A 14559-nucleotide genomic window follows, 5' to 3' on the forward strand; every position below is an offset into this window, starting at 1 on the left:
CCTTGCGTTTCCTACCGCAAGGCCGCCGCCCCGCAGTCGCTAACCCTTATCGCCGCGCAGTTCGTGTGACAGCGCCTCGAGTTCGTCGCCACCCGCCATCTCCTGCGTGAGGTGCTCCAGGGTGATGTCGTCGTAGGTGCAGTCCAGCTTCTGCTTGCCGCGGTTCAGCAACACGAAATGATCGCCGACCATGTGCGCGTGATGCGGGTTGTGGGTGATGAAGACGACGCCGAAACCGGCCTCCTTTGCGGCGGTGATGTACTTCAGCACCACACCGGACTGCTTGACGCCCAACGCTGCGGTCGGCTCGTCGAGGATCAGCACCCGTGCACCGAAGAAAACGGCCCGCGCAATCGCGACGCACTGCTTCTGGCCGCCGGACAGCGAGCCGATCGGTACATCGACGTCGGGTAGATCGATGCCCATCTTCGATAGCTCCGACAGCGTAGTGGCGCGCATCGCATTGGCGTCCAACGCCCATGGGAAGCGGGTCTGCCGAATCTCCTGGCCGAGGAAGAAGTTGCGCCACACCGGCATCAGCGGCACGACGGCAAGGTTCTGGTACACCGTCGCAATGCCTTTGCCCAACGCATCTTTCGGTGAGGTGAATTTGATCGGCTCCCCATCGACGAGCAGCTCGCCGTCGGTTTGGGGGTGGTAGCCGGCGATGATCTTGATCAGCGTCGACTTGCCCGCACCGTTGTCACCGAGGATGCCGGTCACCTCCCCTGCGTGCACCCGCAGTGAGATGTCTTTCAGCGCGGTGATGTTGCCATAGGACTTTCCGACGTTCTTCAGCTCGACCAACGGCACCTTGCCACCGGAAGGAGCCTCTTCCACGGGACGATCAACTGTTGCGGTCATGGGTCACCTCTTGGCGGCGTAGTTGCGGAATGCGTTGTTGGCGATCACCGCGAACAGCAGCATCACGCCCATGAAGAACTTGAACCAGTCGGGATTCCACCCGGCATACACGATGCCCTGTTGCACCATGCCAAAGATGAACGCGCCGATCGCGGCACCGATCGCGGTGCCGTAGCCACCGGTGAGGAGGCAGCCGCCGATGACTGCGGCAATGATGTAGATGAACTCATTGCCCACGCCTTGACCGGACTGCACGGTGTTGAACGCGAACAGCAGGTGCATGCCGGCGAACCAGGCGCAGAAGCCGACGAACATGAACAGGCCGATCTTCACGGCGGTCACCGGAACACCCACGGCGCGGGCGCTTTCCTGGTCGCCGCCGACGGCGAAGACCCAGTTGCCGACGCGGGTCTTGAAAAGCACCCATGTCGCGATTGCGGTGAGAAGCAGCCACCAGAACACGGTGATCCGTACCTCGATGCCAAAGATCGGGAACGACGATGAGAACACCTTCTGCGCCGAATCCCAACCCTGCATGTCGTTCACGCTCGGTGTCGCAACTTGACCCGAAATCAGCTTGGTCACAGCGAGATTGATGCCCGTCAGCATCAGCAAAGTGCCAAGGGTGATCAGGAAGCTGGGAATCTTGGTCTTCATCACCAGATAGCCGTTGAAGAATCCGACCGCAAGCGCGACTATCAGGGCCAACCCCGCGCCGGCCCACAGATTGAGATGCAGGTTGTATGCCAGCATCGAGGCTGCCAGTGAACTCGTGGTCACAGCCACACCGGACGACAGGTCGAATTCCCCGCCGATCATCAGTAGCGCGACCGCGCACGCCATGATCCCGATCGTCGAACTGGCATACAGCACAGTCGCCAAGGCTTCGGGCGTCCGGAACGGCGGGGCGACGAACAGGAAGAAGATGAAGATCGCGACGGCGCCGATCGCCGCACCCATCTCGGGGCGAATGAGCAAGCGCTGAACACGGTTTCGCTCCTTGACACGCTCGTCACGGATGATCTTATGACCGCCGACGTCCAGATCAGTTTTTGTAGTCATGGTTCACTCTCTCCCGCGCGGGGCTCAACGGGTCCCGGACTTGGCCAGTTCGGCTACCGAGTCGATGTTGGTCTCGTCGATGAAGGACGGACCTGTCAGCGTTGCTTGTCCGCCGCCGATCAGGTTCTTGTTGTTGAGGAACAGCCACAGCGAGTCGATCGCGAGATAGCCCTGCAGGAACGGCTGCTGGTCCACTGCCCACTTCACGTCGCCCGCCTTGATGGCGTCGACGAGAGCCGCGTTGGTGTCGAAGGTGACGATATTCGCCGAGCTGCCTGCGTTGCTCTTCGACTGCACCGCGGCCAGCGCGATCGGCGCGCCCAGCGCCACGACATAGTCGACGGACTTGTCCGACTGGAGCTTGGCGGTGATCGTCGATTCCACCGACGGCATGTCCTTGCTGTTGACGTTCAGGATCTCCGACTGACCTTTGAAACCTTCACGTACGCCGGCACAGCGGGATTCCAACGCCACCTGGCCCTGCTCCTGGATGACGCAGATGATCTTCTTGGCGCCGTCCTTCTGCAGACGTTCGCCGGCGGCGATCCCGGCCAGCTTCTCGTCCTGGCCGAAGTACTCCTGCACGCCCATCGACTTCCAGTTGTCGAAGCCCGAGTTGAAGGCGACGACCGGAATGTTCTTGGCGGTTGCGGCCTTCACCGCGGGCGCCATGGCGTCCGGCTTGGCCAGCGTGAGGGCGATGCCCTGGACGCCGCTGTCGATGGCGGTCTGCACGAGGTTGGCCTGATTCGGCGCCTCGGGATCGTTGGAGTACCGCAGCTCGATGTTGTCCTTGTCGGCAGCGGCCTGGGCGCCCTTGCGGATCAGGTCCCAGAACGAGTCGCCGGGTACCTCGTGGGTGATCATCGCGACGGTGGCGCGCGGGGTGTTGGCCTGCCCGGCGCCCATCCCCCCGCCCTTCTCCTCCGGTTTGCCTCCGGTGGATGAACATGACGCGATCCCGAGCACGAGCACGCTTGCCCCGGCGATCGCCGCGAGCCGAGTGAACCTCATTGTTTCTCCTTGTATCCGCGTGCGGCGCAGCACGCCTCAAGGGTCGATGTAATACGGCTCACAGTAGAAAGTCAAGACTTTGTTCGGACATTAGGACTGCATATCAAACGTTCCTTCCGGTTGGTGCAGGTCAGGCATTCGGGGGCGCCGTGGACCCGCGAACCACCAAGGTCGGTTCACGGGTGATGTCCACTGGGCCACCGGCCGACGAGGCGTCGTCGAGCCGTTCCACCAGCCGCTGCGTTGCTGCCGATGCCAGACCTGCGGAGTCTTGGCGAATCGTCGTCAGATCGATGTGGGCGAGCCCAGCCAACGGGCTGTCGTCGAAGCCGAGTACCGAAACCTGTTGTGGAACAGATACTCCCGCTCGGATGAGCGCATCCATCACACCTAGCGCGCAGCGGTCGTTGAAGGCGAACACGGCACTGGGCAAAGCATTCGAGCTGAGCATTTCCGTTGCTGCAGCTGCACCTTCGCGTTCCGTCAGGCCACCGGGACGGGTCAACTCGGGCAGCTCGGCGGCCTTCGCAGCCCGCCGATAGCCGCGGAGCCGTTCGGCGCCGCCGGGCGCCCGACCTCCGTCGAGATAGAGAATCCGGCGATGGCCGAGCCCGATCAGGTACTCCATACCGAGGACGGCGCCTGCCACGTCGTCGCTGCGGACGGCGTCGACACCCCGAACCCGTCGAACCACCACCACCACTGGAAGCCGCTGCGCCAGATCGCCGAGTTCGCGCGTCGACATCGCCGAGCCGATCAACATCAGCCCCTCGCAGCGGTCGTCGACCAACGTCCGCACCGCACGCCGCTCGTCGCGGTGCGGCGTGACCCCGCTGAGCACCACGTCGTAACCGAGTTCGTCGGCGGCGACGTACACGCCGTCGACGAGATCGGCGTGGAACTCCTGACCCGCGGTGAAGGTGACGCCGATGAGTTTGGTCCGAAGCTGACGCAGCCGACGCGCCCTCGGATCGGGGCGATAGCCGATCTCGTCGGCTGCGCGTCGCACCCGCTCGCGAGTCTGCTCGCCCGCTCCTGGTGCATCGCGCATCACGATCGACACAAGGGCGCGCGAAACACCGGCCCGTTTGGCCACATCCTCGAGCGTGGGTCTGCGCTCCACACGCCAAGCCTAGATCGTTCTAGTGAAATTGTTGACGGAATCCCGGTACGGGGCCTAGCTTGACTAGAACGTTCTAGCTGATTGGAGTTCGTCGATGACCAAACCGTTGAGCTTCGGCCTCATCGGAGCCGGCTGGATCGGCACCTTCCACGCCGAGACGCTGGCCAGCCGTATACCCGGTGTCCGCCTTGCGGCCGTCGCGGATCCCGATCCGCAAGCGGCAGCGCGGCTCAACGCGCCACGGACCTACCGCGATCCGCTAGAGCTCATCGCCGACACGTCCCTCGATGCCGTCGCGATCTCCTCCCCTGCCACCACGCACACCGAGCTGGTCATAGCGGCCGCTCGCGCAGGCAAGCATGTGTTCTGCGAAAAGCCGATGGCGCTGACACTGGACGACGCGGACCGTGCCATCGCGGCCACCGACGGCGCCGGGGTGGCGCTGCAGGTCGGATTCAACCGCCGCTTCGCCGACGACTTCGCCGCCATGCGCAACCAGATTGCGGCTGGCGCGATCGGAACACCGCAGATGTTGCGCTCGCTGACGCGTGACCCCGGTATCTCCGCCGACGTCGCCGCGCGGGTCAAGCCGTGGACGATCTTCAACGAGACGCTGATCCACGATTTCGACACCCTCTGCTGGCTCAACCCAGATACCAGGGTCACGCAGGTCTTCGCTCAGGCCGATGCGTTGATCCATCCCGAGCTGCGGGATGCCGGCTTCTTGGACACCGCCGTCGTCCAGCTGCGCTTCGACAACGGAGCGTTCGCAATTGCCGAGGCCAGCTTCCAGGCCGTCTACGGTTACGACGTGCGCGGTGAGGTTTTCGGCTCCGACGGCGTGTTGTTGGCGGGACGCTCGCCCGACGGCGCAGCTCCGGGCAACACCGACCTGTTCGCAGGCGCCTACGTCGCGCAGTTCGCCCACTTCGCCGATTGTGTCCGCACCGGAACCGAGCCGTCGGTGACCGGACGCGACGCCCGCGTCGCTCTCGACATTGCCATCGCCGCGCGCGAATCGGTACAGACGGGCGCGCCTGTCGCCCTCGATCGGGTACTGCAATGACCGACTACCAGTTGGCGATCTGCGCCGAAATGGTGTTCACCGATCTGCCACTGATCGACCGCGTCCGGCGCGTCGACGAGCTCGGCTTCGCCGTCGAGATCTGGAGCTGGCATGACAAGGACCTCGACGCGCTGGCCGCGACCGGGGCCCGCTTCTCGTCGATGACCGGCTACCTGCAGGGCGATCTGATCGACCCCGCGAGTGCCGACGAGGTCGTCCGCACGGCCGAGCTGAGCATCAAAGCCGCTGAGACGCTGGGGGTTCCGCGGCTCAACCTTCATACGGCCGAAATCGTCGACGGGAAGGCGGCACGCCCCCGCCAGCGCGCCACCGGCCAGATGTGGCTGACCGCGCAGCGGGCGCTCGAGCGCATCGGCGAACTCGGCGATGCGGCGGGCGTCACGTTCTGCGTGGAGAACCTGAACACCATCGTCGACCACCCGGGCGTGCCACTGGCCAGGGCGAAGGACACGTTGGCGCTCGTCGAGGGCGTCGACCATCCCAATGTACGGATGATGCTTGACCTGTATCACGCGCAGATCGGCGAAGGGAATCTCATCGAGCTGATCCATCGCTGCGGGGACGCCATCGGCGAGGTGCAGGTTGCCGATGTGCCCGGCCGCTGCGAGCCGGGCACCGGCGAGATCAACTATCCCGCCATCGCGAGGGCTCTGCGCGACATCGGGTTCACCGGCACGGTCGGCATGGAAGCGTGGGCGTCCGGCGACAGCGAGGCGGCCCTCGACGCTTTCCGCCGCGCCTTCAGCTAGCGGTCACCTTCCCCGCCGAGCAGACGCAAAAGTTCGCAAAACCGCACGACGCGCAGAACATTTGCGTCTGCTCGCGAAGAAAATCAGCGGTCGACGAGGGTGGTGTCGAAGTAGTAGCGCGACGCGCGGTAGCAGTGCGTGCCGAACTCGACGGCGGCGCCCGAATCGTCGAACGCGGTCCGCGCCATCGTCAGCAGGGGGGCGCCCGGCTTCTCGTCGAGCAGCTTGGCCTCTGCCCTCGTCGCTCCCCTGGCGCCGATGCGCTGGCGGGCAAGCCGGATATGCACACCGCGGGCGCGCAGCGACTGATACAGGCCGTTGCCCTCCAGTTCCTCGGCATCCGGCGCGATGTCCACCGGCAGGTGATTTGTCATCACCGCCAGCGGCTCGCCGTTCGCACTGCGCAGCCGGTGGATCGACACCACCTCGCGGTCGTCTTTCAGGCTGAGCTCGCGCGCGACCTCCTCGTCGGGCGGCCCGACGTGGTAGTCGAGCAGCTGAGTCGTCGGCTCCTGGCCTGCCCGCGTCAGGTCGTCGAACAGGCTCGTTAGCTCGACGCGTCGATGCACCGGGCTCTGCACAACCTGGGTGCCCACCCCGCGCTTGCGAACCAGCAGGCCCTTGTCGACGAGTTCCTGGATGGCGCGCCGGGTCGTCGGCCGCGACAAAGTCAGCCTTTTCGCCAGCGCCAGTTCGTTTTCGAACCGATCCCCCGGCGACAGCTCGCCGTCCCGAATCGCGGCTTCGATGGCCTGGGCAAGTTGATAGTAGAGAGGGACAGGACTCGACCTGTCGAGCTCCACCGCCACGGGCACGTTGTCTCCGATCTCGGGTCCGACAAGATCCGACAAGATCAAGGTAGCTGAATACTAGCACCGCCCGATTAAAAGTTAGAATGTCAGGACAAACTATTGACAGCCCGGAGTGTCGCGGTGCACAGTCGTACGCACACCAACAACTGCCGGAGGGCGAACTTGACCACCACGCAGCCGTTAGACGTGCTCGCCATCGGGCGAAGCGGCGTCGACATCTATCCCCTCCAGATCGGCGTCGGCCTGGAGGATGTCGAGTCGTTCGGCAAGTTCCTCGGAGGCAGCGCCGCCAACGTCGCAGTGGCCGCCGCCCGACTTGGCAACCACACCGCGCTGATCTCTGGCGTCGGAGCCGACCCGTTCGGGACTTTCGTCCGCAACGAGCTGGCGCGGCTCGGCGTCGACAACGCGTTCGTGTCGACCCACGACGAGTACCCGACGCCGGTGACGTTCTGCGAGATCTTCCCGCCAGACGATTTCCCGCTGTACTTCTACCGTCGGCCGAGCGCGCCCGACCTTCAGATCGGCCCCGACGAGATCGACGTCGACGCCGTCCGCTCCGCCAAACTGTATTGGTCGACGGTCACCGGGCTGTCCGAGGAACCCAGCCGCAGTGCGCATTTCGCGGCATGGGAGGCACGCGCAAGAGCCAGGCACACCGTGCTCGACCTCGACTACCGGCCGATGTTCTGGGAGTCGCCCGCCGCAGCGACCGAGCAGGTGCAGCGGGCGCTGCAGCACGTGACGGTCGCGGTCGGCAACCGCGAAGAGTGCGAGATCGCGGTCGGCGAGAGCAATCCGCAGCGCGCGGCCGACGCCCTGTTGGACTTGGGCGTCGAGCTCGCCATCGTCAAGCAGGGCCCCCGCGGCGTGTTGGGCAAGACCCGGCACACGCATGTCAACGTCGCACCAAACGAGGTGGACGTGGTCAACGGCCTTGGCGCGGGAGATGCGTTCGGCGGCAGCCTGTGCCACGGTCTGCTGCACGGCTGGCCGCTGGAAAAGACCCTGCGGTACGCGAACGCCGCAGGCGCGATCGTCGCATCCCGGCTCGAATGCTCGACGGCGATGCCGACGGCACAAGAGGTCGCCGCGCTGGCCGACCAGACCGCAGTGGAGGCCGTCAATGTCTGACGCTGTGTGCAAGGACTACACCCAGATCACCGAGGTGCGCGCGTCCGACCCGCAAGCAGTCGAGCGGGCGTGGCAGACGCGCACCATCCGGCCCGCGGTGCGGGGTAACGGCAGGCTGATGATCGTCGCCGCCGACCACCCCGCCCGCGGTGCCCTCGGTGTCGGGTCACGGCCGACCGCCATGAACAGCCGCACCGACCTACTCGACCGGCTGCGGGCTGCCTTGGCCGACCCCGGCGTCGACGGCGTCCTTGCGACCTCCGACATCCTCGACGACCTGCTGTTGCTGGGCGCGCTGGAGGACAAGGTCGTGTTCTCCTCGATGAACCGCGGCGGCCTCGCGGGCGCACGGTTCGAACTCGACGACCGCATGACGGCCGCCACCGCGGCGGCCACTGCCGCCGCCCGGATGAACGGCGGAAAGATGTTGTGCCGCATCGATCTCGACGATGCCGGCACCGTGTCGACGCTGGAAGCGTGTGCGCGCGCCATCGATGAACTGGCGTCCCACGGTCTGATCGCGATGCTGGAGCCGTTCATGTCATCGCGGGTCAACGGCAAGGTGTGCAACGACCTGAGCCCCGATGCGGTGATCAAGTCCGTACACATCGGACAGGGCCTCGGCTCCACGTCCGCCTACACCTGGATGAAGCTTCCAGTTGTCGAGGAGATGGACCGCGTCATGGAGTCGACAACGCTGCCGACCCTGCTGCTTGGCGGTGACCCCGCTGATCCGGACGAGGCGTTCGCCAGCTGGGAGAAGGCGTTGGCGCTGCCGTCGGTGCGCGGGCTCATCGTGGGGCGGACACTGCTCTATCCCGCAGACGACGACGTCAGCGCGGCGGTGGCAACCGCGGTGTCGATGGTGAGGACCGGGGCGAGCGTAGCGACGGGGAAGGCTTAAGCATGCACAGCAAGTACTACATCCCTGCGAACAGCGCGACCCTCCCCTACACCGTCGACGTGACACCCGAATCCGCCGGCTGGTCAGAGGCGAGCCTGTGGGTGGTCGAGATAGCGCCAAACCAGGAACTCGCGTTGTCCACCGATGGCATCGAGGTGATGATCCTGCCGCTGGCCGGCGGCGGCACCGTGCACTGTGACGACCAGGCGTTCGAATTGTCACCGCGCGCATCGGTTTTCGACGGTCCCGCCGACATGGTCTACATCGGCACCGGCCAGAGCTATACCGTGCGCGGCGAGGGCAGGCTCGCAATCTGCGGCGCGCGCGCCAAGCGGCAGCTGCCCAATCGAAGGGTGGCCGCCGCGGACGTGTCCGTCGAGCTGCGCGGGACGGGCAACTGCAGCAGGCAGGTGCACAACTTTGGCACGGCGGGCGTTTTCGACGCCGACTCGCTGATCGCCTGCGAGGTGATCACGCCCGGCGGCAACTGGTCGAGCTATCCCGCACACAAGCACGACGAAGAGACACCGGTCGAGTCGGCGCTCGAAGAGATCTACTACTTCGAGATCGCCTCCGGCCCAGACGATTCAAGAGGCTTTGGCTATCACCGCGTGTACGGCACACCGAGCAGACCGATCGAGGTCCTCGAAGAGGTGCGCACCGGTGACGTCGTGCTGGTGCCGCACGGCTACCACGGGCCGTCCGTCGCGGCGCCCGGCTATCACATGTACTACCTCAACGTGATGGCCGGCTCCGGCGAGGAACGGGCCTGGAAGATCGTCGACGATCCGGAGCACGCCTGGTTGCGCGGTACGTGGGAAGACCAGGCCGTCGACCCGCGGCTGCCCCTGCATACCAAGCCATCTGAATAGGAGTGTGACGTGGTCTCCAAAGCATCCGCGTTCAAGCCGCCGCACAACGAGCCGACGGTGCGGCTCACCGTCGCCCAGGCGGTCGTTCGGTTCCTGGCCAACCAGTACGTCGAGCGTGACGGCGAACGCAGCAAGTTCTTCGCTGGCTGCCTCGGCATCTTCGGCCACGGCAACGTGGCAGGCATGGGCCAGGCGCTGCTGCAGGCCGAGCTCGAGGCCGAGCGGACAGGCACCGAACCAGGGCTGCGATATGTGTTGGGCCGCAATGAGCAGGCGATGGTACACACGGCCGCCGCGTACGCCAGGCAGAAGGATCGGCTCCAGACGTGGGCGGTGACCGCCAGCATCGGGCCGGGGTCCACCAACATGCTCACCGGCGCCGCATTGGCCACCATCAACCGGCTACCCGTTCTGCTGCTGCCCTCGGACACGTTCGCGACAAGGGTCAGCGCGCCGGTGTTGCAGGACCTCGAGCAGCCGCACGACAACGAGATGACCGTCAACGACGCGTTCAAGCCGCTGTCGCGCTTCTTCGACCGGGTGTGGCGGCCGGAGCAGTTGCCCGCGGCCCTGCTGGGTGCGATGCGTGTCCTCACCGACCCGGTCGAGACCGGCGCGGCCACCATCGCGTTGCCGCAGGACGTCCAGGCCGAGGCGTTCGACTGGCCGGAATCGCTTTTCGCCGAACGCACTTGGCACGTGGCCTGCCCGCTGCCTGAGCGGACCGTGGTCGCACATGCCGCGGAGATCATCGCGTCCGCGCAGCGTCCGCTCATCGTCGCGGGTGGTGGGGCCATCTACTCCGATGCCAACGACGCACTGGCGGCATTCGTCGAGCAGACCGGAATCCCGGTGTCGGAGACCCAGGCAGGCAAGGGCTCACTTCCCTACGATCATCCGCAGTCGGTCGGCTCGGTCGGATCGACGGGAAGCACAGCGGCAAACGCGTTGGCCGCCGAAGCTGACGTCGTCATCGGAATCGGAACCCGCTACAGCGATTTCACCAGCGCATCGCGAACCGCGTTCAACAATCCGGACGTCCGCTTCGTCAACATCAACGTGGCCTCGTTCGACGGGGTCAAGCAGGGCGGCCTTTCGATCGTCGCCGACGCGCGCGAAGCCATCGAGGCGCTGTCGGCGGCGCTCGGCGACTACTCGGTGAGCGACGACTACCGTACGCGGACAATCGAACTCGCCACCGAGTGGGATGACACCGTCACCGCGGCGTACCGCGTCGAGGACGACGGCAGCGCCCTGAACCAGAGCCAGGTCATCGGGTTGGCGAACACGTTGTCCGACCCGCGGGACGTCGTCGTGTGCGCGGCCGGCTCCATGCCAGGAGACCTGCACAAGCTGTGGCGCACCCGCGACCGCAAGGGCTATCACGTCGAGTACGGCTACTCGTGCATGGGATACGAGGTCGCAGGAGGCATCGGCGTGCGGATGGCCAGCCCCGACCGCGATGTGTTCGTCCTGGTCGGCGACGGCTCCTACCTGATGATGGCCACCGAGTTGGTGACCGCTGTCCAGGAAGGTGTCAAGGTCATCCTGGTGCTGGTGCAGAATCACGGCTTCGCTTCCATCGGCTCGCTCTCGGAGTCCCTGGGGTCCCAGCGATTCGGCACCTCTTATCGCTATCGCGACGATTCCGGCCGGCTGGCCGGCGACAAGCTGCCCGTCGACCTGGCGGCCAACGCGGCCAGCCTGGGCGCCGAGGTGATCAAGGTGACGACGGCAGCGGAGTTCACCGACGCGGTCAAGGTGGCCAAGGCCAACGAGCACACCACCGTGATCCATGTCGAAACCGATCCATTGATCTACGCGCCGGACAGCCAGTCCTGGTGGGACGTTCCCGTCAGCCAGGCCTCGGAATTGGAGTCCACACAGCAGGCGTACGAGACGTACGCCGAGTGGAAGAAGGTCCAGCGCCCGTACACGAAACCCTACGACGCGAAGGACTGATCGATGAGCACCATTCTCGTTGGCTCAGCCCCTGATTCGTGGGGTGTGTGGTTCCCCGAGGATCCCGGCCAGACCCCCTACCCGCGGTTCCTCGACGAAGTGGCGGCGTCCGGTTACAAGTGGATCGAGCTGGGCCCGTTCGGCTACCTGCCGACCGATCCCGAGAAGCTGTCCGACGAACTGGCGTCACGCGGCCTGAAGCTGTCGGCAGGCACGGTCTTCGAGCATCTGCACCAAGACGATTCATGGGATGCAGTGTGGAAGCAGATCGAGGACGTCGCGAAGCTGACGGCGGCCGTGGGCGGCAAGCACGTCGTCGTGATCCCCGAGATGTGGCGTGATCCGTCGACGGGCGCCGTGCTGGAGGACCGCAATCTGACCTCCGAGCAGTGGCAGAAGAAGACCAACGGCATGAACGAGCTCGGCAAGGCGATGTTCGAACGCTACGGTGTTCGTGCGCAATACCACCCGCACGCGGACAGCCACGTCGACACCGAGGAGAACGTCTACCGCTTTCTCGACGGCACCGACGGCGAGTTCGTGAACCTGTGTCTGGACACCGGCCACATCAGCTACTGCGGCGGCGACAACATCGCGATCATCGAGCGCGCCCCCGAGCGGATCGGCTATCTGCACCTCAAGCAGGTTGATCCGGAGGTGCAGGCCAAGGTGATCGCCGAGGACCTGCCGTTCGGCGAAGCCGTCAAGCTCGGTGCGATGACCGAGCCACCACGCGGAATCCCCGATATGCCACCGCTTTTGGCGGCCATCGACAGGCTCGGCGTCGACGTCTTCGCGATCGTCGAACAGGACATGTACCCGTGTGAGGTCGACGCACCTCTGCCGATTGCCAAACGCACCCGTCAGTACCTCGGCTCGTGCGGTGTCCCCTCCGTGAAATTCGCCTAGTAGCAAGTCAGGAACGAAGATGTCTGACCTCAGGATCGCCGTACTCGGTGTCGGCGTGATGGGCGCCGATCACGTCGCCCGCATCACGAATCGCATCAGCAACGCCCGCGTCGTCGTCGTCAACGACTACCTTTCCGAGAAGGCCGAGCAGGTCGCCGCGTCGGTGCCGGGTGCCCGCGCGGTCGGCGACCCGCTGGACGCCATCGCCGACCCCGACGTGGACGCTGTCGTGCTCGCCACACCCGGCCCGACGCACGAGAAGCAGCTGCTCGCCTGCCTGGAGCACGGCAAGCCGGTGCTCTGTGAGAAGCCGCTGACCACCGACGTGGAGACCTCACTCGCCGTGGTCAAACGGGAGGCAGAACTCGGCAAGAAGCTGATCCAGGTCGGGTTCATGCGCCGGTTCGACCACGAGTACGCCCAGCTGAAGGCACTGATCGACGGCGGCGAATTCGGCCAGCCGTTGGTGCTGCACTGCGCGCATCGCAACCCCGCCGTGCCGCCGTCGTTCGACAGCGCGATGGTGGTGCGCGATTCACTGGTGCACGAGGTCGACGTCACGCGCTTCCTGTTCGACGAGGAGATCGCCTCGATCCAGATCATCAAGCCCGCACCGAATCCCGTTGCCCCGCAGGGGCTTGCCGACCCGCAGATCGCGATCATGCGGACCGAGTCCGGCAAGTTCGTCGATGTCGAGCTGTTCGTCACCACCGGTGTGGCCTACGAGGTGCGCACCGAGCTGGTTGCCGAGAAGGGCAGCGCGATGATCGGGCTGGACGTCGGCCTTATTCGCAAGGCCGCACCTGGCAGCTGGGGAGGCCGCATCACGCCCGGTTTCCGGGAACGCTTCGGACAGGCCTACGACACCGAGTTCCAGCGCTGGGTCGACGCGGTCCATGCCGGGGACGTCACCGGTAGTTACGTCGACGGGCCCGACGCATGGGACGGCTACGCGGCGGCCGCCGTCTGCGAGGCCGGCGTCGAATCGTTGCACAGCGGCAGGCCCGTCGAGGTCCAGATCGTCGACCCGGCGTCGATCAAGGGGGTACAACGATGAAGATCGCATTGGATCCGACGCCATTTCACCACGACTACGACCTGCTCGACTTCCCGCGTCTGGTAGCGGAATTGGGCTATGAGTACCTGCAGCTGACGCCGCACCGGGACTTCATCCCGTTCTTCAACCATCCGCGCGCCGACGACGACCTCGTCGCGCAGTTCCGCAAGGCGTGCGCGGACGCCGGGGTGGGGATCGCGTCGGTGCTGCCGGTGCTGCGCTGGTCCGGTCCCGACGAGGACGCCCGCGAAGCCGCGGTGCGCAACTGGAAGCGCGTCGTGCAGATCACTGTCGACCTCGGGGTGAACGTCATCAACACCGAGTTCTCCGGCCGCCCCGAGCGCGCCGAGGAATCCGAACGGGCCTTCTTCCGATCCATGGAGGAGTTGGTGCCGATCTTCGAACGCGAAGGCATCGATGTTCGAATCGACCCGCACCCAGACGATTTCGTCGAGGACGGGCTGGAAGCACTGCGGATCATCCGCGGCGTCAACTCACCCAACATCGGCATGGTCTTCGTCGCGTGCCACAGCTATCACATGGGCGGCAACATGGGTGAGATCATCCGTGCCGCAGGCAACAAGCTGCGGCTGGTGCACGTGGCCGACACCATGGACCACCACCGCAGCCACGGCCTGCGATACATCACCAACCCGCCGGGCAACCCGGTGCGGGTGCATCAGCACCTGAAGATCGGCGACGGCGACGTCGACTGGGACGAGTTCTTCGGCGCCCTTGCCGATATCGACTTCTACAACAGGCCCGACACCGTGATGGTCTCGTCCGTCTTCGCAGAGGACGAGAACGCCCATGAGGTATCGCGCTACCAACTGAACACCATGACCGAATACATCTCGAAGTTTGGAAAGTGATTATGAGCAAAACGATTTCGCATTGGATCGATAACAAGGCCTATCCGGGTAATGGTGGGTTGACGGCGCCGGTGACGAACCCGGCGACTGGTGAGGTGACTGGTCGGGTGGTTTTGGGCGGTGTGGAGGATGCCCGTG

At 65.3% G+C, this 14559-nt stretch carries 14 protein-coding genes; 9 read left to right on the top strand and 5 right to left on the bottom strand.

What is annotated here, in order from left to right; genetic code table 11:
* Positions 1 to 39 precede the first annotated feature (39 nt).
* The 4 genes from D6M19_RS11125 to D6M19_RS11140 all read right to left on the bottom strand — a co-directional run bounded on the left by D6M19_RS11125 (position 40) and on the right by D6M19_RS11140 (position 4063).
* Complete coding sequence (locus D6M19_RS11125) at positions 40 to 864, bottom strand: ATP-binding cassette domain-containing protein (protein ID WP_123025251.1); 825 nt, start codon at positions 862 to 864, stop codon at positions 40 to 42.
* A gap of 3 nt (positions 865 to 867) precedes the next feature.
* Positions 868 to 1926 carry an ABC transporter permease gene (locus D6M19_RS11130; protein WP_123025252.1) on the bottom strand — a complete coding sequence of 353 codons (1059 nt, stop codon included), beginning with the start codon at positions 1924 to 1926 and terminating at the stop codon, positions 868 to 870.
* Positions 1927 to 1950: 24 nt separating this feature from the next.
* Positions 1951 to 2940 carry a substrate-binding domain-containing protein gene (locus D6M19_RS11135; protein WP_123025296.1) on the bottom strand — a complete coding sequence of 330 codons (990 nt, stop codon included), beginning with the start codon at positions 2938 to 2940 and terminating at the stop codon, positions 1951 to 1953.
* A 130-nt stretch (positions 2941 to 3070) separates the two neighbouring features.
* Positions 3071 to 4063 (bottom strand): LacI family DNA-binding transcriptional regulator, encoded by a 993-nt coding sequence (locus D6M19_RS11140; protein WP_123025253.1) that lies wholly within the window; start codon positions 4061 to 4063, stop codon positions 3071 to 3073.
* Between the two features lie 94 nt (positions 4064 to 4157).
* Between D6M19_RS11140 and D6M19_RS11145 the strand changes: the two genes are divergently transcribed.
* Positions 4158 to 5129: a Gfo/Idh/MocA family oxidoreductase gene (locus D6M19_RS11145; protein WP_123025254.1), complete on the top strand. Its 972-nt coding sequence runs from the start codon at positions 4158 to 4160 to the stop codon at positions 5127 to 5129.
* On the top strand, positions 5126 to 5899 hold the full coding sequence (locus tag D6M19_RS11150) for a TIM barrel protein (protein WP_123025255.1): 774 nt from the start codon (positions 5126 to 5128) through the stop codon (positions 5897 to 5899). The genes D6M19_RS11145 and D6M19_RS11150 overlap by 4 nt, the downstream gene beginning before the upstream one ends.
* Before the next feature lie 83 nt (positions 5900 to 5982).
* Here the strand turns inward: D6M19_RS11150 and D6M19_RS11155 are convergent, their stop codons facing one another.
* On the bottom strand, positions 5983 to 6714 hold the full coding sequence (locus tag D6M19_RS11155) for a GntR family transcriptional regulator (protein ID WP_123025297.1): 732 nt from the start codon (positions 6712 to 6714) through the stop codon (positions 5983 to 5985).
* A gap of 159 nt (positions 6715 to 6873) precedes the next feature.
* Here D6M19_RS11155 and iolC point away from each other — a divergent pair, with 159 nt between their 5' ends.
* Genes iolC through D6M19_RS11190 form a run of 7 tightly spaced genes read left to right on the top strand, consistent with a single transcriptional unit; the run spans position 6874 to position 14421 of the window.
* The gene (gene iolC / locus D6M19_RS11160) at positions 6874 to 7845 is read left to right on the top strand and encodes a 5-dehydro-2-deoxygluconokinase (RefSeq protein WP_123025298.1); all 972 of its coding nucleotides are present in this window, start codon (positions 6874 to 6876) and stop codon (positions 7843 to 7845) included.
* Positions 7838 to 8749 (top strand): Cgl0159 family (beta/alpha)8-fold protein, encoded by a 912-nt coding sequence (locus D6M19_RS11165; protein WP_123025256.1) that lies wholly within the window; start codon positions 7838 to 7840, stop codon positions 8747 to 8749. Before iolC ends, D6M19_RS11165 begins: the two co-directional genes overlap by 8 nt.
* A 2-nt stretch (positions 8750 to 8751) precedes the next feature.
* A complete protein-coding gene (gene iolB, locus D6M19_RS11170; protein WP_123025257.1) occupies positions 8752 to 9621 on the top strand; it encodes a 5-deoxy-glucuronate isomerase in 870 nt (289 codons plus the stop codon).
* A gap of 9 nt (positions 9622 to 9630) precedes the next feature.
* Positions 9631 to 11583, top strand: coding sequence for a 3D-(3,5/4)-trihydroxycyclohexane-1,2-dione acylhydrolase (decyclizing) (gene iolD, locus D6M19_RS11175; RefSeq protein WP_123025258.1), 1953 nt, complete (start codon positions 9631 to 9633; stop codon positions 11581 to 11583).
* 3 nt (positions 11584 to 11586) lie between these two features.
* Positions 11587 to 12492 carry a sugar phosphate isomerase/epimerase family protein gene (locus tag D6M19_RS11180; RefSeq protein WP_123025259.1) on the top strand — a complete coding sequence of 302 codons (906 nt, stop codon included), beginning with the start codon at positions 11587 to 11589 and terminating at the stop codon, positions 12490 to 12492.
* Positions 12493 to 12511: 19 nt separating this feature from the next.
* Complete coding sequence (locus D6M19_RS11185) at positions 12512 to 13549, top strand: Gfo/Idh/MocA family protein (RefSeq protein WP_123025260.1); 1038 nt, start codon at positions 12512 to 12514, stop codon at positions 13547 to 13549.
* Positions 13546 to 14421, top strand: a complete 876-nt coding sequence (locus D6M19_RS11190; RefSeq protein ID WP_123025261.1) for a sugar phosphate isomerase/epimerase family protein — start codon at positions 13546 to 13548, stop codon at positions 14419 to 14421. The genes D6M19_RS11185 and D6M19_RS11190 overlap by 4 nt, the downstream gene beginning before the upstream one ends.
* Positions 14422 to 14559 lie beyond the last annotated feature (138 nt).

Origin of the sequence: Mycolicibacterium stellerae, from assembly GCF_003719305.1 — a bacterium.
GTDB classification, from domain to species: Bacteria; Actinomycetota; Actinomycetes; order Mycobacteriales; family Mycobacteriaceae; genus Mycobacterium; species Mycobacterium stellerae.